The organism is Chryseobacterium paridis (assembly GCF_016595215.1).
GTDB lineage: Bacteria > Bacteroidota > Bacteroidia > Flavobacteriales > Weeksellaceae > Chryseobacterium > Chryseobacterium paridis.
In genome coordinates, this window is the sequence record NZ_JAENHK010000001.1 from 47,140 (window position 1) to 72,374 (window position 25,235).

Here is a 25,235-nt window from a genome sequence, read left to right on the forward strand (position 1 = left end):
ATCAAACGGAGGAGTTGCAGTAAGGGATATAATGATAGGATTAACTTCATGCTTCAGTTCTATCAGGCTTTTCCACCATGCCTTCTTTAAATGATGAGCTTCATCGAAAATAAAAATCTCAATTTTATTTTTCTTTAATGTTTTTACAATCTTTGAAACATTAAAATTTGAGGATATTTCATCCTGTTCTTTATCCACATCCATCGAGTTAATAAACGCAGAATAAATACCCTGATAAGTGGTAACTGTAACAAAACCCAAGTTTTTAAGGTCGGTAGATATCCATTCCGGCATATCTTCCACTTCTAAAAACAATTCGCAAAATCTTTGCACCCATTGGTTTCTGATTGCTAGTGTGGGGGCAACAATTAATGTTGGCTTATTAAGCCTTAACATAACCTCTAATCCTAATACTGTTTTCCCAGATCCAGGAGGCGCAATAATATGCAAATGATTATCAATGAGATATTCATTAAGGTGATTCAAAAAATTCTTCTGATAAGTCCGCCAACTGTATTTAAATTTGATATTTTCAGGAAAGGATTTCATAAAATCTAATAAAAAAATAATTTAAAACTGTGGAATTAACATATATACTTACAGGAGCTAAAACTCCATTTTACTCTTTAAAGCTAGAATATATTTATCAATATACAATTGTTTTTCTTTCAGTTTATACTGCTGTATGTATCTAGGATGCTCCAATATGGTCATTTTTTTAAATAGCTGGGCTTCCTTATTAAGTTTTGAAATAAAATCAGCATTTTTCTTTCCGAGAATAAACACCTCTGAAGTATCGATATTTAAACTAATATGTTTTCTCAAAGAATCAATCATGAAATCCTTGACGTTAGCGAACAATTCTTTATCATCATAATAATTGGCATTCAACCAACCGTTCTTTGATTTTCTTACAATAGCTAAAGGAAAAGGTGAATTGATATAATAATCCTTATAAAATTCATCGGCTCCTCCATATTGTTCAATCATATCATACACAAAAACAGATGAAATTTCATGAGTTCTGGAAGACTTCATTGGTATCCCACATACATTTTCCAATCGTTTTGTATCTGTAAATGGAACTCCAGTTACACCCGCTCCATGGCGACTGGGATTAATTCCTATAATAAATTTTCTTGGTTCAGAGTCGTTATAATATTTATGATAAAACTTCTGCATAACATCTATTGTTTCAGGATTATCAAAATATGGGTTCAGCACTTCAAAATTACCAGGCAACTCTCCATGATATTGAAGTCCTTTATTAAACTCAATAACTTTATCTGCAAAATTATGATCTTCCCTATAAATCATTCTCATCTTCCTCATCCTCGTCGGAAAGAGCTAATTCGATATCAATAAATTGAATATACAACCCACAAATCTGATCGTTGTCATCATAGGCAAAGTATACAGGATATCCGCCATCCCCAAATCCGCTTGCAAACATAGGAATCTGAAAAGATGTATTAGGAATAGTCCAGTTGATCCAGTCACCAAGATCTCTTTGATTTTTTGGATGATCTTTGAAACTTTGCGCAAAAATACCTGCAAAATAATCATCATAGATATTCTCTACATTGGTTTCCGTAAGAAAACGATCAAAATAAGGGATTACTTCCGCATCGGTAATACAAGCCAAACCAGCATCCACAGCAAATCCAAAATAGTCACCTTCAGCTACTCCTTCCAATTCCTCATGCCCAATTAAAGCTTCTCTATAAACCGCAGGTTTTTTGTCCGTAAAGATCACCCTTACTACAGCGTATCTATCACCCCATTCTTCTGACTTCACGACTGCAATTTGTACCGGAAAGTTGCCTTTGGGTGCCTCAACAAAATAAGGCTTTTCTCCAGAATTAAGATAAACCAAAGGATCCCTTACAATAACCTTTCCAGAAGGGAGAGAAACATTTCCAATATCCATTACTTCCATTTTCTGCCCTAAAATTTCACCTGATGTAAAATAGGCTTCCAAATCTGTGGGACAAACAAGTATTTCTTTTACCGCTTCCCATTTTTGCATCCAGCTTTCGTTCATTATTTTATATTTTATGATTTTGAATTAATGATTAAAAATACTGTTTATTTATTCCAGATCAAACTCTTCTTCATCTTTTAAGCCTTTAATAAAAGTTTCAAAATCCTTAGCAAGAAATGTTTTTCTATAATCATCTTCCTGATCTACATGAACAACTTCAGGTTCTCCATTTCTACCACATTTTGAATAATCCAGTAAAATCATATCATGACCAGCAGAAGGACAATCACAAATATAAACTCCATCGTTAGGGTACTCCCATTCATCAATCATAAATTGGCTTCCTAAATCTCCACCAATAGAATACCTTTTGTCTCTTCCGATTCCCATGATTCCGGTAATTGCAATATGATCCTCAGCCCATGAAGTACTTTCAGAAGTTGGGAAACAAGTCATTTTCGGCGTCCCTCCGTTTTGCAGCCTCATTAATTCTATATAGGAGTCTGGCAATTTATACCCTAACTCCTGCTCGATTGATGTGATTAATTCATCACCAGGAAAATCTTCTGTATATTCTTTCCGGGAATACTCATCATTATCCCAAAAATTCGTAAAATCAAAGTTTTTAAAAAATTGTAACTCCATATCGTTTTGTTCATTAAAAAAGGGAGCTATAAAGCTCCCTCAAATATCATTATTTTATTTGAATTAAATCAATCCAAACTGCTCAAAATGATGGGTAAAATGTTTTCTGTGCATCAGTTCCCACATTTCTTTATTTAATTTTCCAAATACAAAATTCATATGTTCCGCTTGTGGATTTTCTTTGTAATAAATTGAAAATCTCTTCAGGGTTTCCATAAAGGATTCTTTTGCAGCATCGAGGTTTTTATGTCTTAGTTCCAATAACGTATCATCTTCAGCTAAGAAAGGTGCAGGAAAATCTTTTGGCATCTTTCTATGATTATAAAGGGAATCTTGCCATTTTTCTAACTGCTCCTCTGGCGTAAAACACTTGCTTGCTTCTGGTTCTCCCAGACTTACAAGGACTCCATGTTCAAGATGTTCAATCATCTGTTGTGGAGACATTTTACCCCAATTAGATTGGGTATTTTCAGTTAAGCCTCCTAATGATTTTTGGATACCCTTTAGATTTAAATCGATAAAAGGAGATTTTTTAGCAACCAATGTTAAAATGGTAGCAACACAAACCACCTCATCTCTTTGGTTAATTACTTCAACCAACCATTTAACAACTCCTGAAGGAATATTTCTTCCTTTTACTCCTCTGTTGATCTTCTCTTTTGCAGTTAAATAAACGGTGATTGTATCTCCCGCATAAACAGGTTTGAAGAACGAACAGTTTTCCAATCCATAATTGGCAATTACAGGGCCTTTTTTCCCGGAAACAAACAATCCTGCCGCAGCAGAAAGGATGAAATATCCGTGAGCTACGGTTTTATCAAAAATAGTCCCCGTTAAGCTTGTCGCATCAGTATGTGCATAGAAATGATCCCAAGAAACATTAGAGAAATTTACGATATCTGCATCGGTAACTGTTCTACCTGCCGTTTCCAATGAATCCCCAACCTCAACATCTTCAAAATATTTTTGGAAAGGGTGTTTATCTGCAAACTTTTTCTCAGCTCCTTGCTGATATATTTTAGTAATAGCTGTCAAAATATCTGGTGATCCCTGAATAGCTGTTTTTTGTAAGAAGAAATGAAGACCGTTTAATCCGCCCATTTCTTCTCCTCCTCCGGCTCTACCAGGACCTCCATGCATCAATGTCGGAAGTGGTGAACCATGACCTGTACTTTCTTTAGCATTATCTCTGTTCAATACATAAATTCTACCATGTTGAGATGCCATCTTCCAGGAAGTTTCTGCAACGAATTGATCATCATGAGAAACGATAGAACCCACCAAACTTCCTTTTCCTCTTTTTGCCAATGCTGCAGCTTCTTCAGCATCTTTGTAAGGCATCAAAGTAGAAACAGGCCCAAAAGCTTCTACATCATGAGAGATGTTTTTTTCAAATGGTTTATCATTCAGGAATAACTTAGGACTCATGAAAGAACCTTTTTCATAATCAGCATCTATCAGCTCGTGTTTTCCATCATAAACAAGTTCAGTTTCAGTTTTAAGAATGTTTACTTTTCTAAGCACTTCTTCATATTGTTGTTTTCCTACTAAGGATCCCATTCTGGTTTCTCTGCTTAGAGGATTTCCAATTTTAGTTTGATCTAAAGCTTTAGACAATGCGTTTTGAACATCGCCTATTAAATGCTCAGGAACAATAATTCTTCTGATCGCCGTACATTTCTGACCTGCTTTGGTCGTCATTTCATTACGTACCTCTTTAATGAATAAATCAAATTCCGGTGTTCCTGGTTTTGCATCTAATCCAAGAATTGAACAGTTTAAAGAATCTGCTTCCATATTGAAACGCACTGCATTTCCGGAAACCGAAGGCAAAGCTTTTAGTTTTCTACCAGTTGTTGCAGAACCTGTAAATAATACAGAATCTCCGTCCTGAACATAATCCAGAATATTTCCTGGCTCTCCACAAACCAATTGGACAGCACCTTCCGGAAGAACACCACTTTCAATCATATCTTGAAATACAGCATTCGTTAAATAAGATCCAAAAGGAGATGGTTTCACGATAGAAGGAACTCCAGCCAATAGTGAAGTTGATAATTTTTCCAACATCCCCCAAACCGGGAAGTTATAAGCATTGATCTGCACAGATACCCCTTCACTTGGAGTCAAAATATGAGTTCCCAGATGAGTTCCGTTAGCTGAAATTTTCTGCGTATCTCCGTCTACCCAAAAAGGTGTATTAGGAAGCATTCTTTTTGCTAATCCGGAATACGTGAAGAAAGTACCAAAACCACCTTCAATATCTACCCAAGAGTCAACATGAGTCGCTCCAGTTTTATATGATAAATCGTAATATTTTTTCTTTCTTTCCAACAGATATAATGCTACTTTCTTCAGCATTTCTCCACGATCATAGAAAGTCATAGAGGATAAGTTTTTGTATCCTACTGTTCGCCCGAAATCAAGAGCCTGCTCAAAATTAAGGCCTTCTGTATCTGAAACAGCTACCTGTTCACCTGTAACAGCATTATAAAGTGGAATACCGATTCCGGTTCCTTCTACCCATTCTCCGTAGATATAATTCTTTAATTTTTCCATAATTTAAAACAGAGTTTACTGTAAATATAGATTTTGTCTTATTTATTTTATGATATATATTTTCTTATCAGGAATACTGATCATGATCTTTTTCCCAATCCATTCAATACCTGTTATACCTTCGTATATGAGTCCGTCTACAAAAAAGTATCTTTTTCATGATAAAAATAGTTTGATTATTGATGTCTATTCAATTTAAAAAGTTTCATTATTAATAGATAACCCGCCAATAAAATAATTGTAATGTCTAAAATTAAAAACAATGAGTTAATAATCGAATACGTAAAATCTATAGCTCTAAGTCTTTCAATCATTTCATTAGAATCTGCATGTTCTAAAGCATCAGAAATACCAATTGATTCTTTTATGAAACAAAATCCTAAAATATTGATTGCAATAAATACTATCAATAGTAAAGGCCAATATCTTTTCAAGGCATTTATCATTTTTCAATTGAACTATTTTGGCTCCTGATAAGGAAACAATTTTACCAAGCCTTCATATAAACTTCTATGTAAGATCGTCGCATGATTATCTCCTTCCATCATTTTATATTCTACTGTCCAATTCTTCTTGCCAGAATTATTAAGAATATCATAAAAAGTTTCTGCATCTTTTACCATGACAGGATGCTCCCCCTTACCTACAGAAACATAAACAAATTTCTTTGTATCTGTTGATTTACCAAGTAATTCCTTTGCCTGCTTTAAAAGACTTTCATCATCCCACCATAAGCTCGGGCTGATGATAAAATAATTAGTAAACATTTCCGGCTTTTTAAGCAAAATTTCTGTTGCAAGAAGCCCTCCCAATGATTGTCCAAATAAATAAGTATCTGTTACTTTATACTGACTTTCTACAAAAGGTTTCAATTCCTTTTCAAGAAAGCTGATAAATTTATCAGAATGCCCCGTCGTCGGATAATCTTTCTGCAGATCTTTTAAATCCGTATGAAAGGTAAAATCTCTCTTGCGATCTACATTAGCAACCCCGATCACAATAGTCTCAGGCATCGAATACATTTGATTAAAAAACTGAACCAATCCTGAAACATGTATGAAATCTTCTTTTATACTTCCATCCAGTAAATAAATAACAGGATAAGATTTTGTTTTATCAAAATTACCTGGCAGGTAAATATTCAACGTTCGTTCTTCATTTAGAACTTTAGATTTAAAAGTTCTTATTTCTCCAATAGTAAGAGGTTTTACTGATGTATTTTGTGCTAAAACCACAAATTTCAAACTTAATAAAACGCTGCATACAACGAGAATTTTCTTTATCATAATAAATTGAATTGGATTAATTATTTAATATCTGCCCAAATACTGTAATCAACAATTTTGGTTGGGATCTGCTCTACAAATCCTGAAAAAGGTTCACAAGGTAAAATAGCTTCCTTTCCTTCTCTTGCCAATTCCTGATATAATTTTGTTCCTTGGGTTTTCCAATGGATCATATCATCAGAAACATCACGGATAATTTTCGCGGGACTTCCTACAATTAATTTTCTTGGTTCGCTTCTAAAATTAGCAGGTATGAAAGCCAAGGCACCAATAATGCATTCTTCACCAATTACGGCTTTATCCATTACAACAGCATTCATTCCTACTAAACAGTTTTTTCCAATGTGTCCGGAATGAATGATTGCCCCATGTCCAATATGCGCTGATTCTTCTAAAATCGTTTCAATATTAGGAAATACATGGAGGGTACAGTTTTCCTGAACATTAGCACCGTCTTTTATAATGATTTTACCCCAATCCCCGCGAATAACTGCGTTGGGACCGATGTAAACTTCTTCGCCTATCTCTACATTACCAATAATCACCGCTTGCGGATGAATATAAGCTGAAGGCTTTATAACCGGACGAATTCCGTGATATGAGTAGATGTTCATGATTCTTAATTAATTTAACAATGTATCAGTTTACCAATATACCAATGAGATGCTTCGGCTACGCTCAGCATGACAGAAGGTTACTAGATTCTTACATTTTTTCAATAACCATTGCGTATCCTTGTCCGACACCAATACAAAGGGTACACAACGCATACTTTTTATCTTGCTTCTGAAGTTCCATCGCTGCAGAACCTATAATTCTTGCTCCTGAAACTCCAAGCGGGTGGCCAATAGCAATAGCTCCTCCATTTGGATTCACTCTTGAATCGTCATCTTTTAATCCTAAGCTTCTTGTTACGGCCAAAGCTTGTGCTGCAAAGGCTTCGTTCAATTCAATGACATCCATATCATCCAATGAAAGATTTAATCTTTTCAATAATTTTTGAGTAGCCTCTACAGGACCTATCCCCATAATTCTTGGCTCAACACCAGCAACGGCAGATCCCAAGATTTTTGCTTTTGGTTTTAAACCATATTTTTTAACAGCTTCTTCACTTGCTAAAATAAGTGCTGCTGCACCATCATTCATTCCAGAGGCATTTCCTGCAGTTACTGTACCTTCCTTTCTAAAAGCCGGACGAAGTTTTCCAAGCCCCTCCATAGAAGAAGTTGGTTTGATGAATTCATCTTTATCAAAAATTTTCGGTTCTCCTTTTTTCTGAGGAATTTCTACTTTCACAATTTCTTCTGCCAATCTTCCGCTCTCTTGAGCTTTTGTTGCCTTTTGTTGAGACCACAATGCAAATGTGTCCTGATCTTCTCTGTTGATCTGATGAAGGTCCGCTAAATTTTCAGCAGTATCACCCATTCCATCTACGCCGTACAGCTCTTTCATTCTAGGGTTTATAAAACGCCATCCGAAAGTAGTATCAAACATTTGACTATCTCTTCCGAAAGCTGCACCTGGTTTTGACATTACATATGGAGAACGGGTCATATGCTCCACTCCACCTGCTATATAAATTTCACCTTCACCAGCTGCAATTGATCTGAATGCATTAGCAACCGCAGACATTCCTGAAGCACACAGCCTGTTGACTGTCTCTCCTCCAATTTTATAAGGAAGTCCAGCCAACAAAAGTCCCATTCTGGCCACGTTACGATTATCTTCCCCAGCCTGATTTGCACATCCAAAAATAACATCTTCAATTTCTTCTACCGGAACTTCAGGATTTCTTGCTACAATTTCTTTGATAACAATTGCTGCTAAATCATCAGCTCTTACTTCTGATAGTCCTCCCTGTAATTTTGAAATTGGAGTTCTGATATAATCTATGATGTATACGTTATTCATATTATTTTAATTTATCAATTTAACAATGTAACAATTTGGCAATATTAAATTGATTGGTTTTTATTTAGGTTTTTGTTTAGGCTTGTACTTAATATTTTATAAATAATTTTCCCTAATTCAACAATTTGATGTTCTAACTTTTCATCAAACGGATAGTTTTTGGAATGTTTACACAAATACAGCCAATATTTGGTCTCTTCTAATTCTTTGGCTGAAATCTTAATTTTGTGAATAAAATCATTTTTACTGTGAGGATTTTGGGCTTCAAATGCATTTGCCCCAATACTTGTTCCGGAACGCAATAGTTGTTTCGCAATAACAAATTTTCTTTTTTCTTCTAACAGCTCACAGAATTCAATAATATCTAATGAAAATTGAACAGTCTTCTGGATCAATGGATTATTTTCAAAATTTATCATCAGCTTAAAATTACGTTGATATTTATATTGTTACATAGCTAAATTGATACTTTGGTAAATTGATAAATTATAATTCTACTACTTTTTTTCCAATTTTATAAACTGTTCCGGTAAATTTAGCAATCAGCTCTTCATTTTGATTCGTGATTACAATATCGTAGATCGCTGTTTTTCTGGTATTATTCACTAATTTACTTTCGGCTCTGAAGACATCACCTTCTTTTCCTGCTTTGGTAAAATTGATGATACAATTTAATGCTACCGCAGCATCTCCGGAACTGTTGGATGAGAAAGCTAATGCAGAATCTGCAAAAGCAAATGTAACTCCTCCGTGAACCGTTTTTAACCCATTAATCATATCTTTCTTGATGGGCATTTCTAGTAAACAATAATTTTCTTTTACTTCAATCATTTTGATATTCATCCACTGGGAGAAATAATCCTGATCGAACATATAATCGACAACTTGTTTCGGCGTCATTTATTATTTTTTAATGTATTACTTTTATTTATCAGATCGATAAGATAGTATATCACAAAAATCCCTAAGAAATACAATGAATATAGTTTCCAATTTAAATTTTCGTAAGAAGAAATTTGAGATTCTTTACTATCAGGCATCTTTATGAGGATAAACATAAAAGTCATAAAAAAAGCAACAGCAGTACATTTTATGATTCTTTTTTTATAAATGTTCATTTTAAAGATGTATTAAATTAATTTCTTTAGCAATGGGCTTTGTCTGTATCTTTCTTCCTGATATTCCTGATAGAGATCTTGTAAGGTTTCAGAAATTTTTGAATATCCTATTTCTTTCCCCCAGCTTAACAATCCCTTCGGATAATTTACACCTTTTTGCATTGCTAATTCGATGTCCTCATCATTGGCAACTCCTAATCTTTTTGCTTCTACTGCTTCGTTAATAAGCATCGAGATGATTCTAAGAAATATTTGTTGGTATAAAGTTTCATCCTTCTGAGCAACAGGATTTTCAGCACCTTCACTATAATCGAAGAAACCTTTTCCGGTTTTTCTACCATGAAGTTTAGCCTCAGACATACGTTGCTGCAATAAAGAAGGTTTGTATTTAGGATCATTGAAATAATCCTTATAAACTGTAGTTGTAACAGAGAAATTCACATCAACTCCAATGAGATCCATCAATTCAAAAGGTCCCATTTTAAAGCTCCCCAATGTTCTCATCGCATCATCTACCTGTTCCGGTGTAGCTATGTTTTCCTCAACAATTCTTAATCCCTCGCCATAATAAGGACGGGCAATTCTGTTCACAATAAATCCTGGAATATCTTTAGCAATTACAGGAACTTTTCCCCATTCTTTCATGAGTTTGTACATTTTCTCTGCTAAAGATTTTTCAGTTAATAAAGAAGGAATAATTTCAACCAAAGGCATTAATGGTGCTGGATTGAAAAAATGGATCCCAATGAAACGTTCCGGTTTCTTTAATTCCGAACCAAGAGAGGTAATGGAAATAGATGATGTATTGGAACTGATCACACAGTTTTCAGAAACATGATTTTCTAATTCTGTGAAAACTTTGGTTTTAATTTCTTTGTTTTCAATAATGGCTTCAATGACTAATTCACAGTCTTTGAAATCTTTTAATTCTGTAGCGATAGAAATATTGGCTAAAATTTCAGTCATCTTTTCTCCTGAAATTTTCTGTTTATCCACCAGTTTGGTTAATGTTTTTTCCAAACCTACGGTTGCCGTTTCTATTTGTTTTGGATTGGCATCATATACCCAAACTTTGCATCCGTTCGTTGCGGCTACTTGTGCGATGCCTATTCCCATAGTTCCGGCACCAATAATTCCTACATTCATATTTTAAATTTGAAAATTTGAAAATGAGTTAATTTGAAAATTATTTAAATTTTGACGTAGAAATAATTTTATTAATAATTAATATAATTTCTTTTAAACTTGAAAGTAATTTCTCATCAGGAGAATTTAAATACTCTGACTGTAGACATAACAAAAGCCAATATTCTGTTTCATCTGCTTCTTTGGCTGCAATTTTTATTTTATGAATAAAATCAGCCTTGCTTTCTGCATTCTGAGCTTCTCTTACATTGGCTCCGATCGAAGTTCCTGATTTAAAAATTTGATTTGCTAACGAGTATTTATTAATCTTATACAGACTTTCCGAAAATTCAATAATATGTAATGCAAATTCGAAAGTCTTGTTTACGATAATATTTTCTCTGTCATTCCTCATTTTCAAATTTTCAAATTAACTCATTTCCAAATTGATTATCTTCCTTTATAATTAGGTTTTCTTTTCTGTAAAAAGGCATTTACACCTTCAATGAAATCTTCAGTTTCTGCTGCCTCCTGCTGTAGATCACCTTCTAACTCAAGCTGCTCTTTCAATGTATTGTTGTATGATTGAGCAAAAGCTTTTTTAGTTAATTTTATAGCTGCCGTTGGCATATTCGCCATTCTTTCTAAGATCTCCATTGACTTTGGAACGAACTCCTCTTCTGTGAAAACTTCAGCCACTAATCCATGGCTTTTTGATTCTTCTGCGGATAGTTTTTTTCCTGTAAAAGCCAAATAGTTTGCTAACTGTCTTCCTAATAATTTAGGCAAGAAGTAAGTTCCACCTGTATCAGGAATTAATCCAATATTTGAAAATGCCTGAGCAAAATAAGATTTATCAACGGCTAAAACAAAATCACAAATCAATGCTAACATAGCACCAGCCCCTACTGCAGGACCATTTACTAAAGCAACAACAGGTTTCCTGCAATGCGTAATTTCCGTCACCAAAGGATTATAATAATCCACTACAATTTTTCTAATGATATCATTATCATGATGCTCATTACCTTGCACGAACGCATCATCTAAATTTTGTCCGGAGCAAAATGCTCTTCCTCTTCCGGAAATTGCCACACATCTTACTGTGTCATCATTATTACAATCGCTAATAAAATCTTTTAAATCTGATAAAGATGGCTTAGTAAGAGCATTCATCGTTTCCGGTTGATTCAGGTAAGCTATTTTGAGTTTCCCATCAAAATGCGTTTCAATATCAAGTTGTGTATACATGATTTTAAATTTAAAAATTAAATGATTAGATAATTACATTGCCCTAATTTAACAATATTAAATAACCTAGCAATGTAGAATAATGCACAATCAGACAGTTTAACAATGTAACAAATAAATTACTATTAAACCGGCCGATTAATCAATGGCATTTAAAATAATCAAAGGGTTCCAAACAGTCCAGGCATTGATAAGAAGCCTTACATAATGTAGACCCAAACCTGCTGATCTGCTTTGAATTCATAGAACCACAACGTGGACATTTTTTTGGTTTCCCAATATGATGTTCATCCGCTCCTTTTTCGGGAGGTGTAATTCCATAAACACGAAGTTTTTCTCTCGCTTCATCAGTCAACCAGTCTGTTGTCCAAATCGGAAACATTTTGGTTACTACTTTTGCATCCCAACCATTCTCCTTCATGATCTTCATAATATCTTCCTCGATCGTAAACATGGCAGGACAGGCAGAATAAGTTGGCGTAATAGTCACCTCAACAGAGTTCTCACTGGTAACTATCGCTTCTCTCACAATACCTAGTTCCACAATATTAATCACAGGAATTTCCGGATCGGGAACCATTTCTAATATTTCTAAAGGGCTTTTCATTTATTAATTTGAGAATTAAAAAATTTGAAAATTTAAAGCAGTTCACCATTTTCAAATTCACTCATTCTTTTTTACCAGGTACATCCAGGATAAGCTCTTTGCATATATTGTAATTCGCAAAGAATGAATCCAAAATATTCTGTATGATATCCTGTTCTTGATTTTGGCTGCATAAAATGATCTTTAGGATATTCTAAACCAAAATCCTGAAAATCTTTTTCTGTAATCGCAACAAACTGATTGTATAATTCGTCTGCATTCGGAACAATGTTTAAGGCTATTAAATCATCCTCTCCTTCCACTTTCGCAAATAGACCTTTTGTGTATTCCCAGATATTTTCAATTGCTTTTACTAAACGTGCTTTACTTTCTTCTGTTCCCTGTGCAAAAATCTTCATCCACGAAGCAGCATGGGTGTAGTGATATCTAACTTCTTTAAAAGATTTCTGAGCAATTGCTGAAAGTTCTTCATCCGTAGAGTTTGATAATGCTTCATACATCAGTTTCTGATACACAGCAAAAGCATATACTTTAAGAATTGTTTGTGCATAGTCTTCATTAGGAAGTTCCGTTAGATGCGCATTGAGATATTCATGCTCGTATCTTAAAAATGCTAAATCATCTTCACTCTTGCCATTATCAGCAACTCTTGATGCATATACATAAAAGTTATTAGCCTGACCTAATTCATCCAAAGCGATGTTTGTCAATGCAATATCCTCTTCCAAATACGGACCTTCACCACACCATGCAGACAATCTTTGTCCCATAATGAAGCTATCATCCGCTAATTTTAATAAATAATTATATAATGAATTCATTGTTTAATAGATTTCAGATTTCAGACACTAGATTTCAGATGTTGACATTAAGTCTGGGGTCTGATATCTCATATCTTCAAATCTATATTAATTACATATTTTTTACATCATTAGGAATATCATAGAAAGTTGGGTGACGGTATAATTTGTCGTCAGCAGGATCAAAAAAAGATTCCTGATCTACCCCTTCTGAAGTCACTATATATTTGCTTGGAACTACCCAAACAGAAGTTCCTTCTTTTCTTCTTGTATAAACGTCTCTTGCATTTTGCAAAGCCATTTCTGCTGTTGGTGCCTGTACAATTCCGGCGTGTTTGTGAGATAAACCTGGTTTAGTCTGAATAAACACTTCCCACATATCTAAATTTGCCATAGTCAAATTTTAATTTAACAATGTATCAGTGTAACAGCTTACCAATAAAATTCTTCGCTTTGCTCAGAATGATAAAATTGATTGTTACATTTTTACATTGGTATATTGTTACATTATTATATTACTTCTTTTTGTTGTTTCGCTGCAAAAGCTGCTGCCGCTTCTTTTACCCAAAGATTTTCCTGCTGCGCTTTCACTTTCGTTTGCAGTCTTTTCTTGTTACAAGGGCCATTTCCTTTTAGGATCGCCATGAATTCATCCCAAGGAAGTTCACCAAAATCATAGTGACCTCTTTCTTCGTTCCATTTCAAATCTTTATCCGGAACTGTTAAGCCCAGGAATTCAGCTTGAGAAACGGTAACGTCGATAAATCTTTGACGAAGACTGTCATTACTTTCGCGCTTTACTCTATAGTTCATTGAAATTTTAGAGTTTGGCGAGCTGTCGTCATTAGGTCCGAACATCATTAAAGCCGGCCACCAGAAACGATCTAAAGAAGCCTGAGCCATTTCTTTCTGTTGTTTTGTTCCACGGCAAAGAGCCATCAGAATTTCATATCCTTGTCTTTGATGGAAAGATTCTTCTTTACAGATTTTCACCATCGCTCTTGAATAAGGGCCATAAGAATTCCCCATCAACATAACCTGGTTCATAATGGCAGCACCATCTACTAACCAACCAATTGCTCCGATATCAGCCCAACTTAAGGTAGGATAATTGAAAATGCTTGAATATTTTGCTTTTCCTTCAAGCATATCATCATAAGTAGCATCTCTGTCAGCTCTAATGGTTCCATTTCCTAAAGTTTCAGTTGCTGAATAAAGGTACAAACCATGCCCTGCCTCATCCTGAACTTTAGCCAACAAAGCCATTTTTCTTCTTAATGAAGGAGCTCTGGAGATCCAGTTAGCTTCAGGCAACATTCCAACAATTTCAGAATGTGCATGCTGTGAAATCTGACGAACCAATAATTTTCTGTAATCATCTGGCATTACATCTTTTGGTTCTACTTTATTCTCTTCGTGAACGTATTGAACAAATTTTTCTAAGTCCATAATTTTCAATTTAGCAGTGTATCAGTTTAACAATGTACCAATGATTGTTACATTGGTAAATTATTACATTGTTACATTAATTTTTAAACGTCGTAATTAAGCATCACCACATTGGTTGTTGGGTGACATTGGCAAGTAAGAACAAATCCTCTTGCTACCTCGTCTTCAGTAAGCGCAAAATTTTTCTCCATGAAAACTTCACCTTCTAAAACTTCCGCTTTACATGTACAACAAACTCCTCCTTTACAAGCGAAAGGTACCGGAAGATTGTCTTTCAATGCTTTATCTAAGATACTCTCTTTTTTAGAATTAAGGTGAAACGAATATTCATCATCATCAATAATGACCGTTACCATACTTTCTATATTGGCAATAGCTTTAAATTCATCACTCATTTCCTCAGAGTTTTCATCATCCGGAGCTGTGAAGTATTCAAATAATACCTGAATAGCGGGTACCTTTTTATCTTTCTTTAAATAATCAGAAATCCCCTTGATCATTTCCGCAGGTCCACAAATGAAATAAGTAGCCTCTTTAACATCAATATCAGCATATCTTTCGAATAAGTGATCCAGCTTTTCAGGAGAAATCCTCCCTTCAAAAATAGGATCTTCGTGTTTTTCACGACTTACAAGATAAACTACATTCAGTCTTCCTTTGAAATACTCAACCAATTTATCGATTTCGCCTTTTTTCATCACATGGTTCATGCTTCTGTTGCTATAAAACAGATAAGCTTTGCTATCAGGCTCCTGATAAAGACTTTCTTTAATATTGGAAAGCACCGGACTGATTCCACTTCCCGCAGCTAAACCAACATATGTTTTAGTATTCGTTGGATGGTAACTCGTGTTGAAGCCCCCCATCGGTGGCATCACTTCCAGAAGTTCATCCATATGAAGATGTTCATTAAAATATCCTGAAACTTTTCCGCCTTCTAAAAGCTTTACCAATACTTCTAATGTATTGCTTTTTTCACTTGGAGCATTGCAGATAGAATAAGAACGTCTCTCCTCATTTCCGTCGATCATCATTCGGAAGTTAAGATATTGTCCTTGCTTAAACCTGAATTTATCTTTTAGCTCATCAGGAATTTCCACTGCTACATTTACAGCTTCATCGGTATCTTTCTGAACCTTTACAGTTTTTAGTTTATAAAATGAATTCATTTTTTCTTAAGTATTCTATTAATTTTTCCACCCTCGCATTTCGGCAAGCTGTCTTGAGCATGAATTTTCACTTTTGTGGTTATTCCTACTCGTTTTTTTATTTCGTTTTCTATATTCTTTCCAAAATTCCCGACAAAAATAGCATAATCATCGGTATTTATATCAAGTTGTTGAGAAATAACAAAATCATTATCAATTTCTAAGTCTATATCTAATGCTACACACATTTGTTCTTTTTCGATGGGTGTCAGATAATAATTCGGAACCACCCCCTGTACATGTGAAAAGGCTTCTTCTATCTGGCTTGGATATACATTTACACCTCTTACGATCAACATGTCATCAGCTCTTCCAAGCAAAGGCTTCATTTTCACCATTGTCCTTTTCCCTTTTTCATCATAGTAAAGACTTGTAATATCATTCGTCCAATATCTTAAAAGAGGCATTGCTTTTTTCGTTAAGGTGGTAATGACCAAAACTCCCTCCTCTCCAAAAGGAACTGGTTCTTTTGTAATAGGATCTAAAATTTCAGGATAAAAGTGATCTTCCCAAATGTAAGATCCTCCTTTCTCTTCGAAATCTTCCATAGATACCCCAGGTCCTATAATTTCGCTCAGTCCATAAATATTAGTTGCATGAACTCCCAGTCTTTCTTCAATATGATGTCTTATAATTTCGGTCCAGGGTTCTGATCCCAGAACAGCATATTTTAAACTGATTTCATCAGCCGAGATTCCTCTTTTAGCAAATTCATCAGCGATTGTCAAAGCATATGATGGCGAACAACAAATTACCTCAGGTTTAAAATCCATAATTAAATCCACCTGCCTCGTTGTCATCCCGCCCGAAATAGGAAGAACACTCATTCCTAATTTTTCAGCTCCATAATGAAGACCTAATCCACCTGTAAAAATCCCATAACCATAAGCATTGTGCAATTGCATTCCAGGTTTAGCACCAGCTGCGTTCAGTGATCTTGCAACCACTTCACTGAAAAGGTCAACATCTTCTTTAGTGTATCCTACTACAGTAGGCTTTCCAGTGGTTCCGCTCGAGCAATGAATTCTTTGCAACTCATCCTTCGGAACAGTAAATAATCCAAAAGGATAATGATCTCTTAAATCTTGCTTGTAAGTAATAGGTAATTTTGAAATATCTTCAATCGACCTTATTTCCTGAGGAGATATTCCTATTTCATTAAATTTTCTTTTGTAAAAATCCGATCTACCCTCTAGATAAGTGACCAACTTTATCAATCTTTCAGATTGGAGCTGTCTCAATTGGTCGAGTTTTAAATATTCAACTTCAAAATCCATAAAACTAACTAACATTTGTTAGGTGTAAATTTAAAAAGATTTTAGAAGCTGACAAAATTTTTATGACATTCGTTATATTTTGAATCGTTCTAAATAACGACGATGTAAAAATGGATTATCTTTTTTGATTTCCCAGGAGGCCAAAGAGTATCTTATTCCTGATCTCATCAGTAATTTCTGTGGTAGATTCTGTATTTTTTTTAAACCAGAAATAAGAATTATTTAAAGTATGAAGAATGAATCTCGTGGTAAAAACAGATGATTTTAATTCCCAGTTTTCAGCTTCATAGATTGCTGAAATGAGTTGCTCTACTTCTTGCTGATATTTCTTTCGTAATTCTACGAACTCAGGAAGCCTGTCTTCAAGGTGTTTCCATTCATTAGAATAAATGTGGGTAACATCAGGATTTTTAAGGACAACGGATAAGTGTTTATCAATAAATAAATTGAGCTTATCTTTTGGATTAATGTCTGTATTCAACACTTCCTGAAGCTCTACAAAGAAATCCTGTGCAATTCCAAAACAGATCCATTCAAGAATTTCTTCTTTAGACCGGATATGTGCATATAAAGAAGCTGCCTTTATATTCAATTGAGTGGCTAAGTCCCTTACAGAGCTGCCCATATAACCTTTCTCTTTGAAAAGCTGAACGGCTTCGTCTAATATTTTCCTTTGTTTTTCTTTAAGCTCCATCAGTAAAATACAAAAGTAACTTTTTTGAATCAAATTGAAGTTTTTTGCTGTACAAAAGTTTCAGATAGTAATTTTAATCATAGTTAAAATGATAAAGAATGTCAAAATTTACAATTGATTTTTTAAAAATGGAAATTTTGTCTAGCTATTTCAATCTCAAAATATAATATTCGGAAATTTTGTCCAATTATTTTATAAATTCAACAATTGAACACTTTTTGCGATATGGTACTCGAATTAAATGATTAAAATTAGATCAAGGACATCAGACTTTAGATATAGATTTTAAAATTTATTTTAATTCAAGGTCTTATGGTCTGAAATCTGATGTCTGAAATCTAAATTACTTAAGTCAACCTCAAAAAATATAAAATATGAATTTAAATCAATATACTGTAAAATCACAAGAAGCCATCCAGGCGGCACAACAAGTTGCCATGGAATTGGGTAATCAAAGCATAGAACCTCAACATCTTCTGGAAGGGATCTTCCAGGTGGATGAAAATATATCCCCTTTCTTATTAAAAAAATCTGAAGCAGATGCTAATCTGGTAAGAGAACGCAATCGTGAAAATTTAGAAAAACAACCTAAAGTTCAAGGTGGTAATATCTATCTTTCCCAATCTGCCAATAAGGTTTTATTGGACGCACCTAATATTGCAAAAAAAATGGGTGATGAATTCGTAACGATTGAACATCTGTGGTTATCTCTTTTAGAAACAAATTCTGAGGTTTCTAAAATGCTAAAAGATATGGGTGTTACCAAAAGCCTGTTGGAGGGAGCAATTAAAGAATTAAGAAAAGGAAGTAAAGCAAGCTCTGCAAGTTCGGAAGAAACTTATCAATCCTTAAATAAATATGCTAAAAATTTCAACGAATTAGCAGCTGAAGGAAAACTGGATCCTGTAATTGGGCGTGATGAAGAAATTCGTCGAGTGTTACAAATCCTTTCCAGAAGAACTAAAAACAATCCGATCCTGATTGGTGAGCCCGGCGTTGGTAAAACAGCCATTGCAGAAGGGATTGCTCACCGTATTATCTCCGGAGATATTCCTGAAAACCTAATGGATAAAACATTGTATTCATTGGATATGGGAGCCCTAATTGCCGGTGCAAAATATAAAGGAGAATTCGAAGAGCGTTTAAAATCTGTAGTAAATGAGGTAATAAAATCAGATGGACAGATTATTCTTTTCATTGACGAGATCCATACGTTGGTTGGAGCTGGAGGGGGAGAAGGTGCGATGGATGCAGCCAATATCTTAAAACCTGCTTTGGCAAGGGGTGAATTAAGAGCTATTGGTGCCACAACTTTAAATGAATATCAAAAATATTTCGAAAAAGACAAAGCACTTGAAAGACGTTTCCAGAAAGTTATGGTAGAAGAGCCGGATACGGAATCCGCTATCTCCATTCTTCGCGGGATTAAAGATAAATATGAAGCCCACCACAAAGTAAGGATTAAAGACGAAGCAATCATTGCTGCAGTTGAAATGTCTCAACGATATATTTCAGACAGATTCTTACCGGACAAGGCTATTGACCTTATTGATGAAGCTTCTGCAAAATTGAGAATGGAAATCAATTCAAAACCGGAAGAACTTGATGTACTGGATAGAAAATTGATGCAGATGGAAATTGAGTTGGCTGCTATCTCAAGAGAAGGCAACCAAACAAAAATAGACCATTTAAAAGAAGACATTGCAAAAATTTCCGAGGATAGAAATGAGATCAATGCTAAATGGCTGAAGGAAAAACAAAAAAGTGAAGATCTTACTCAGATCAAAAAAGATATAGAATCTCTGAAATTAGAAGCTGAAAGAGCTTCCAGAGCCGGAGACTATGCTAAAGTAGCAGAAATCCAATATGGAAAAATTAAAGAGAAAGAAGATGCTTTGCAGAAAGTTGAATTGGAAATGCAAAATCATCAGAATGAATTGATCAAGGAGGAAGTAACCTCAGAAAATATTTCAGAAGTAATTGCAAAATGGACAGGAATTCCGGTTACAAAACTTTTACAATCTGAGAGAGAAAAATTATTACACCTTGAAACAGAACTTCATCATAGAGTTGTAGGTCAGGACGAAGCCATTCAAGCTGTAGCTGATGCTATCAGAAGAAACAGAGCCGGCTTAAGTGATGAGAAAAAACCAATTGGATCGTTTCTATTCTTAGGTACAACCGGTGTTGGTAAAACTGAATTAGCTAAAGCGTTGGCTGAGTTTTTATTCGACGATGAAAACAATATGACAAGAATTGATATGAGTGAATATCAGGAACGTCATTCTGTTTCCAGATTAGTGGGTGCTCCTCCGGGATATGTTGGATATGATGAAGGAGGACAATTAACAGAAGCTGTAAGAAGAAGACCTTATTCTGTAGTTCTTTTGGACGAAATTGAAAAAGCCCACCCTGATGTTTTCAATACTCTGTTACAAGTTTTGGATGACGGACGTTTAACTGACAATAAAGGCAGGGTTGTGAATTTTAAAAATTCAATTATCATCATGACTTCGAATTTAGGTTCACACTTGATTCAAGAGAATTTTGAGAATATTACAGAGGAAAATCAGGATGAGATTGTTGATAAAACAAAAGATGAAGTTTTTGATTTGTTGAAACAAACTTTGCGTCCTGAATTCTTAAACAGAATTGATGAAATAGTATTATTCCAGCCTTTAAAGAAAAAAGAAATTGGAAAAATCGTTCAGTATCAATTGAGAGGCTTTAATGATATGTTAGCGAAAAGAAATATCATTATGACTGCTACCCAGGACGCTGTAGATTATCTAATGAATAAGGGATATGATCCGGCTTTTGGAGCCAGACCTTTAAAAAGAGTAATTCAACAAGAGGTTTTGAATAAACTATCAAGAGAGATTCTTGCCGGAACTGTAAATGATGGTGACAGAATTACGTTGGATTATTTCGATGAAACAGGATTGGTCTTCAGACCATCAGAAAAATAAAGTAGTTTTTTTCATATATATTATTTTTGTAGTAAGTGCTGTAAACAAAATTTACAGCACTTATTTTTTTACTATTTAATAAGTCACTTAGTGAATACTTATTCATACATTTATCATTACCAAATTTTATAGTAATTAAAACAATGACCGTTATGAAAAAATTAAAAAGAAATGATTTGAAGAAAATCGTTGGAGCTGGTCCAGCTCCTATTTATTGTGATATCGCAGGGAATTGTCCTCCGGGTCTATGCTGTACTGCAGACAATACATGCAAAGATTTCAGAAAATATCCATGCGTATAAAATTAAAAAGGTGAGAACAAATTCCCACCTTTTCATTTATGTAATTCTGATTTACTTTATTTAAGTGCAGAAAGAGTATTAAGAGGATTTCCCGTCATATTTTTCATCTCATTTCCTCTAGGAAATGCTGTGAAATAAATACATTGATCTCCTCCTTTTCCTGTGCTCTTATTTTCAACACCTGAACTAAAACTATCTTGCCCAAAGTTAATTACAATATTAACATCACTTATTCCTTTTAATTGTGCTTGGTCTTTCACATACTGAAGATAACCTTTTAATACAGCAACACTATAAAAATACTGTCTTTTCACTTCTATCCCTTTCGAATCTAATACTTTTCCATTATTCTGACTGTAAGCATTGTATAAACGTGAAGCTGCATCATCTGTAATTACATAGTTTTTAAAATCTTTATCATATGTAGGTGCTACTTCTGCTGGAGGAAAAAGGTTCGCATGATTCAATGTCTCCATTCCATTGATCGGTGAAATACTATCATTTTCATTTTTATAGCACATTAAATACATGGTTTGATATCCCATATAATCTTCTTTTTGATGATTATCTATAATTCCATCTGTAGGATATTGCCCAAGATTAACACCAATTAAAGTTTCCTCTCCTACTTTCGAACCCACATAATCTACATATGCCTGTAAAACTTCTATTGGATAACTTACTTGCCTTGCATCTTCCCCAGACATTCCTTTAGCTAATCTTTGATTTGACAACAAAGCATAGTTATTAGCCAAGTATCCGTTCCCAAGTGCTTGAGCAGCCTTACTATCTATTAATCGGCTCTTATAGTTTAAAGAAACTATTTCATTTTTGGAAGCATCACTTTCGGTAGTATTATTACATGATTCAAATAATACCAACACTACTAAAAAGCTTAAAAAGCTCTTAAAAATTTTTGTTTTCAAAATATTTTTTTTCTTATAGTAAATATATAGATATAATAATTAATTATATTAATGAATAAATAAATTTAACTTAAAATTCAAAATAACTCTCATAAAACATTATTAATCCGGCACAAAAATTTTAAGCAAAACCAACATAATCACATAATAGAAAGAAAAAATGCACACTCCGTAGAATTACGGATAACAAATAGGAAAAATACCTGTCAATTAACTTAAAAATTTTCCGAGATTTGCAATACTAACTAACAATGTGTTTAAAAACTAACATTATGGAAACAAAACCTATCTTCGAAGGTGATGTTGAAACACTCAACATGCCCAACACCATGACTACCGCTTTTATTAAAGAACTTATTAACAATTATCGTAACAACCAACTAGAGGCAATTAATTCTAATCTTGAAGTGAATGATGCACATTCTATTTGGTTTGATTTGCCAAAATTAAAAAAATTCATTGTTGATATAGAAAATATGGCTAAAAAATCCAATCCAGCAACGACAGATAAGGATCTGGGTATTAGATTTTATTATGCAGCATATCCAAAATCTGAAAACTGGTCCATTATGGAAAATCATACTGTCCCAATAGAATATGCTGAAAGACATACTTTAGTAATGATTCCAACTCTGAAAAAAGAAGATGAAAATGGAGAACTACTTGATTATGATTTCAACCCACTTTCTCAGAATGGACAAGCTGTAGGAATGGCATTAAAATCCCGTAATGCAACAACTCCTATGGAAGAAGAGGGCATTGGACAAAACCACGGAAGCCTTTTCCCTCCTTCTGATCCAAAAGTTGAATTATTTTAAAATCAAAAAGCTAATATATACAACCGATAATGAGTGACTTTCAAAAAATTATGGCTGAAAGCATGTACTGGTGTGAAGGACTTGCAGCTATTGTTTCCCTTTTATATTACAATCGTGTAAAGGGACAACATTGGAAATACTTTGTCCTTTACCTAATTATCATTTTTCTCTGTGAATCCGTAGCAAAATGGGGAGAACCTTTCATCCATTTAAATAAACCTCATTTTTATAATTATTTTGTAATTCCATTCCAGTATATCTTTTTTTATTGGTTGTATGCATTTAAATCACTGGAAAATAAAAAATTATTTTACACATTATCAATAATATACCTATTATCATTTATACCTAGTGAATTGTTTTTCTCAGAAAGTAAAATTGTTTTTTCTCTAAACTATACTTTTGGTTGTCTCATCTTAATGGTACTTGTAATTATGGAATACTACAAGCAAGTTAATTCTTATTCCATTCTTAGCTTTAGTAGAAATAGAATGTTTTATATTAACTTAGGGGTAACCTTATTTTATATAGGAACGCTACCATTTTTAACATTTTTCTCACTCATAAGGAAGTATATTACAATTTGGGATATGTATTTCGTCTATTTCCAAATTTCTGGAGCTGTTATGTATATATTATTCTCAATTTCATTTATATGGGGAAAACAGAACTCTTAATAACGATTATTTTATTCAACATTTTCTTCGTATTGTTTGTTGCTGCAGTAATGGTGTACATTAGAAAATATAAGCAACGTAAAAAAGAATATTTAAATGAAATTGAAATAAAAAATGAGATTCATCAAAAAGAGCTTTTAGCTACGCAATTGGAGATTCAACAAGCAACTATGCAACAGATCGGACGTGAACTCCATGACAATATCGGGCAAAAGCTTACACTTGTAAGCCTTTATACCCAACAACTTTTGTATGAAAATAGAGTTACTGAAGTAAGTGAAAGAATAGAACAAGTTTCACAAATTATCAATCAGTCACTACAAGATTTAAGAAGTCTTTCAAAAACCTTGACTGATGACAACATCAACCAAAAAGAAATAGTCACTTTAATTCAGGAAGAAGTTGATAATACCAATGCTTTTAAAAAGTGTAAGGTAAGTTTTAAACATAATTTTAAACAGCTTGATCTAGGATTTGTACATAAGAATGTACTTTTAAGAATTACTCAGGAATTTATTCAAAACAGCATTAAGCACGCCAACTGTAAAAACATTTTTATAAACCTGGACACTTCAGACGAAGTACTTTGGGAGCTAAACATCAAAGATGATGGTATAGGATTTGACAGAAGTAATATAAAATCCAATGGTATTGGATTAACAAATATGAAAAACAGAGCCGAGATCATAGGGGCTCACTTCAGCCTCGAAAGTCTGAAAAACAAAGGAACTACCATCAATATTATTTTAAAAAAACAGCCATGAAAAAAACAATTGTTATCGTAGATGACCATGTCCTCATTGCAAAGGCACTGGAAGGCATTATTGATAATTTTAAAGATTTTGAAGTTATTTATGTCTGTGAAAACGGAAAAGATATGATTCAGAAATTTGAAAATAATAGTAAAATTCCTGATATTATCCTTCTTGATATAAGTATGCCTATTATGGATGGTTTCGAAACGGTATTATGGCTTAAAGAAAACCAACCTGATATTAAGGTAATGGCTTTAAGTATGCAGGGTGATGATAAAAGTGTCATCAAAATGATCAAAAATGGAGCAAAAGGCTACCTATTAAAAAATACACATCCAAAAGATCTTGAAACAGCTCTTGTAAAATTAAATACAGAAGGGTTTTTCTATCCAGAATGGGCATCACGCATTATATTTTCTAACCTAAACAATGAAAAAGAGTCGAAAGACACTGTCAGGATTTCTGATAGGGAAAAAGAATTCTTAAAATATACTGTGACAGAGCTTAGTTATAAGGAAATCGCAGATAAGATGTGTTGCAGCCCAAGAACTGTAGAAAGTTATAGAGATCAGCTTTGTGAAAAATTAGATTTGAAAACCCGTGTGGGTCTAGCTGTTTTTGCTATGAAAAATGGTTTTGATTAATTTCCTCAACTAAATTAATTATGGAAAATCCACCTTTTAGATACTAACTGTTCCTAAGACTAAAATCATGCTTAAGGGTAATTAAATCCATATTATTGTAAATATAAATCCTTTCTCAATCCGAGAAGGGATTTTATTTTCTATTTACATTTTAAAAATCAATCCATTAGTATTGTTAAAAAAATATTCATATTACTCACAAATAGTTAATAATAATTACATAAAATGCT

Annotated in this window: 25 protein-coding genes and 1 pseudogene; 5 read left to right on the top strand and 21 right to left on the bottom strand. The window is 33.9% G+C overall.

The window, feature by feature from the left end:
• Positions 1–12: 12 nt before the first annotated feature.
• The 20 genes and pseudogenes from JHL15_RS21360 to JHL15_RS00290 all read right to left on the bottom strand — a co-directional run.
• A pseudogene (locus JHL15_RS21360) lies at positions 13–549 on the bottom strand (DEAD/DEAH box helicase); the annotation flags it as partial.
• 57 nt (positions 550–606) lie between these two features.
• Positions 607–1,317, bottom strand: a complete 711-nt coding sequence (locus tag JHL15_RS00200) for an SMUG2 DNA glycosylase family protein (protein WP_200243692.1) — start codon at positions 1,315–1,317, stop codon at positions 607–609.
• Positions 1,307–2,044, bottom strand: a complete 738-nt coding sequence (locus tag JHL15_RS00205; RefSeq protein ID WP_200241334.1) for a DUF4241 domain-containing protein — start codon at positions 2,042–2,044, stop codon at positions 1,307–1,309. Before JHL15_RS00205 ends, JHL15_RS00200 begins: the two co-directional genes overlap by 11 nt.
• A gap of 48 nt (positions 2,045–2,092) precedes the next feature.
• On the bottom strand, positions 2,093–2,629 hold the full coding sequence (locus JHL15_RS00210; protein WP_200241336.1) for an SMI1/KNR4 family protein: 537 nt from the start codon (positions 2,627–2,629) through the stop codon (positions 2,093–2,095).
• Between the two features lie 63 nt (positions 2,630–2,692).
• Positions 2,693–5,188: a phenylacetic acid degradation bifunctional protein PaaZ gene (paaZ, locus tag JHL15_RS00215; protein ID WP_200241338.1), complete on the bottom strand. Its 2,496-nt coding sequence runs from the start codon at positions 5,186–5,188 to the stop codon at positions 2,693–2,695.
• Positions 5,189–5,646: 458 nt separating this feature from the next.
• A complete protein-coding gene (locus JHL15_RS00220) occupies positions 5,647–6,474 on the bottom strand; it encodes an alpha/beta hydrolase (RefSeq protein WP_200241340.1) in 828 nt (275 codons plus the stop codon).
• Positions 6,475–6,494: 20 nt separating this feature from the next.
• The gene (locus JHL15_RS00225) at positions 6,495–7,088 is read right to left on the bottom strand and encodes an acyltransferase (protein WP_200241341.1); all 594 of its coding nucleotides are present in this window, start codon (positions 7,086–7,088) and stop codon (positions 6,495–6,497) included.
• 91 nt (positions 7,089–7,179) lie between these two features.
• Entirely contained in the window at positions 7,180–8,385 is a 1,206-nt protein-coding gene (pcaF, locus tag JHL15_RS00230) for a 3-oxoadipyl-CoA thiolase (RefSeq protein ID WP_200241344.1), read from the bottom strand.
• A 44-nt stretch (positions 8,386–8,429) separates the two neighbouring features.
• The gene (locus JHL15_RS00235; RefSeq protein ID WP_200241346.1) at positions 8,430–8,804 is read right to left on the bottom strand and encodes a four helix bundle protein; all 375 of its coding nucleotides are present in this window, start codon (positions 8,802–8,804) and stop codon (positions 8,430–8,432) included.
• Between the two features lie 67 nt (positions 8,805–8,871).
• A complete protein-coding gene (locus JHL15_RS00240; RefSeq protein ID WP_200241350.1) occupies positions 8,872–9,285 on the bottom strand; it encodes a PaaI family thioesterase in 414 nt (137 codons plus the stop codon).
• Positions 9,286–9,515: 230 nt separating this feature from the next.
• Positions 9,516–10,649, bottom strand: a complete 1,134-nt coding sequence (locus JHL15_RS00245; protein ID WP_200241353.1) for a 3-hydroxyacyl-CoA dehydrogenase NAD-binding domain-containing protein — start codon at positions 10,647–10,649, stop codon at positions 9,516–9,518.
• A 40-nt stretch (positions 10,650–10,689) separates the two neighbouring features.
• Positions 10,690–11,043 carry a four helix bundle protein gene (locus tag JHL15_RS00250; protein WP_200241354.1) on the bottom strand — a complete coding sequence of 118 codons (354 nt, stop codon included), beginning with the start codon at positions 11,041–11,043 and terminating at the stop codon, positions 10,690–10,692.
• 35 nt (positions 11,044–11,078) lie between these two features.
• Positions 11,079–11,879: an enoyl-CoA hydratase/isomerase family protein gene (locus JHL15_RS00255; protein ID WP_200241357.1), complete on the bottom strand. Its 801-nt coding sequence runs from the start codon at positions 11,877–11,879 to the stop codon at positions 11,079–11,081.
• A gap of 142 nt (positions 11,880–12,021) precedes the next feature.
• Positions 12,022–12,486, bottom strand: a complete 465-nt coding sequence (gene paaD, locus JHL15_RS00260) for a 1,2-phenylacetyl-CoA epoxidase subunit PaaD (RefSeq protein WP_200241360.1) — start codon at positions 12,484–12,486, stop codon at positions 12,022–12,024.
• A 71-nt stretch (positions 12,487–12,557) separates the two neighbouring features.
• The gene (gene paaC, locus JHL15_RS00265) at positions 12,558–13,307 is read right to left on the bottom strand and encodes a 1,2-phenylacetyl-CoA epoxidase subunit PaaC (RefSeq protein ID WP_200241362.1); all 750 of its coding nucleotides are present in this window, start codon (positions 13,305–13,307) and stop codon (positions 12,558–12,560) included.
• Positions 13,308–13,398: 91 nt separating this feature from the next.
• Positions 13,399–13,680 (bottom strand): 1,2-phenylacetyl-CoA epoxidase subunit PaaB, encoded by a 282-nt coding sequence (paaB, locus tag JHL15_RS00270; RefSeq protein WP_200241364.1) that lies wholly within the window; start codon positions 13,678–13,680, stop codon positions 13,399–13,401.
• A gap of 116 nt (positions 13,681–13,796) precedes the next feature.
• Positions 13,797–14,735 carry a 1,2-phenylacetyl-CoA epoxidase subunit PaaA gene (paaA, locus tag JHL15_RS00275; protein ID WP_200241365.1) on the bottom strand — a complete coding sequence of 313 codons (939 nt, stop codon included), beginning with the start codon at positions 14,733–14,735 and terminating at the stop codon, positions 13,797–13,799.
• An 83-nt stretch (positions 14,736–14,818) separates the two neighbouring features.
• A complete protein-coding gene (locus tag JHL15_RS00280) occupies positions 14,819–15,904 on the bottom strand; it encodes a 2Fe-2S iron-sulfur cluster-binding protein (protein WP_200241367.1) in 1,086 nt (361 codons plus the stop codon).
• On the bottom strand, positions 15,901–17,220 hold the full coding sequence (locus tag JHL15_RS00285; protein ID WP_200243695.1) for a phenylacetate--CoA ligase family protein: 1,320 nt from the start codon (positions 17,218–17,220) through the stop codon (positions 15,901–15,903). Before JHL15_RS00285 ends, JHL15_RS00280 begins: the two co-directional genes overlap by 4 nt.
• A gap of 115 nt (positions 17,221–17,335) precedes the next feature.
• Complete coding sequence (locus JHL15_RS00290; protein ID WP_234047652.1) at positions 17,336–17,947, bottom strand: TetR/AcrR family transcriptional regulator; 612 nt, start codon at positions 17,945–17,947, stop codon at positions 17,336–17,338.
• A 341-nt stretch (positions 17,948–18,288) separates the two neighbouring features.
• On the opposite strand from JHL15_RS00290, the gene clpB reads away from it, so the two are divergent.
• Positions 18,289–20,883: an ATP-dependent chaperone ClpB gene (gene clpB, locus JHL15_RS00295; protein ID WP_200241369.1), complete on the top strand. Its 2,595-nt coding sequence runs from the start codon at positions 18,289–18,291 to the stop codon at positions 20,881–20,883.
• Between the two features lie 152 nt (positions 20,884–21,035).
• A complete protein-coding gene (locus tag JHL15_RS00300; RefSeq protein WP_200241371.1) occupies positions 21,036–21,185 on the top strand; it encodes a hypothetical protein in 150 nt (49 codons plus the stop codon).
• Between the two features lie 56 nt (positions 21,186–21,241).
• Here JHL15_RS00300 and JHL15_RS00305 read toward each other — a convergent pair whose 3' ends face one another.
• On the bottom strand, positions 21,242–22,111 hold the full coding sequence (locus JHL15_RS00305; RefSeq protein WP_200241373.1) for a hypothetical protein: 870 nt from the start codon (positions 22,109–22,111) through the stop codon (positions 21,242–21,244).
• 272 nt (positions 22,112–22,383) lie between these two features.
• Between JHL15_RS00305 and JHL15_RS00310 the strand changes: the two genes are divergently transcribed.
• The 3 genes from JHL15_RS00310 to JHL15_RS00320 all read left to right on the top strand — a co-directional run bounded on the left by JHL15_RS00310 (position 22,384) and on the right by JHL15_RS00320 (position 25,005).
• Positions 22,384–22,929: a hypothetical protein gene (locus JHL15_RS00310; protein ID WP_200241375.1), complete on the top strand. Its 546-nt coding sequence runs from the start codon at positions 22,384–22,386 to the stop codon at positions 22,927–22,929.
• 655 nt (positions 22,930–23,584) lie between these two features.
• Positions 23,585–24,370 (top strand): sensor histidine kinase, encoded by a 786-nt coding sequence (locus tag JHL15_RS00315; protein ID WP_200241378.1) that lies wholly within the window; start codon positions 23,585–23,587, stop codon positions 24,368–24,370.
• Positions 24,367–25,005: a response regulator transcription factor gene (locus JHL15_RS00320; protein ID WP_200241381.1), complete on the top strand. Its 639-nt coding sequence runs from the start codon at positions 24,367–24,369 to the stop codon at positions 25,003–25,005. Before JHL15_RS00315 ends, JHL15_RS00320 begins: the two co-directional genes overlap by 4 nt.
• Positions 25,006–25,235 lie beyond the last annotated feature (230 nt).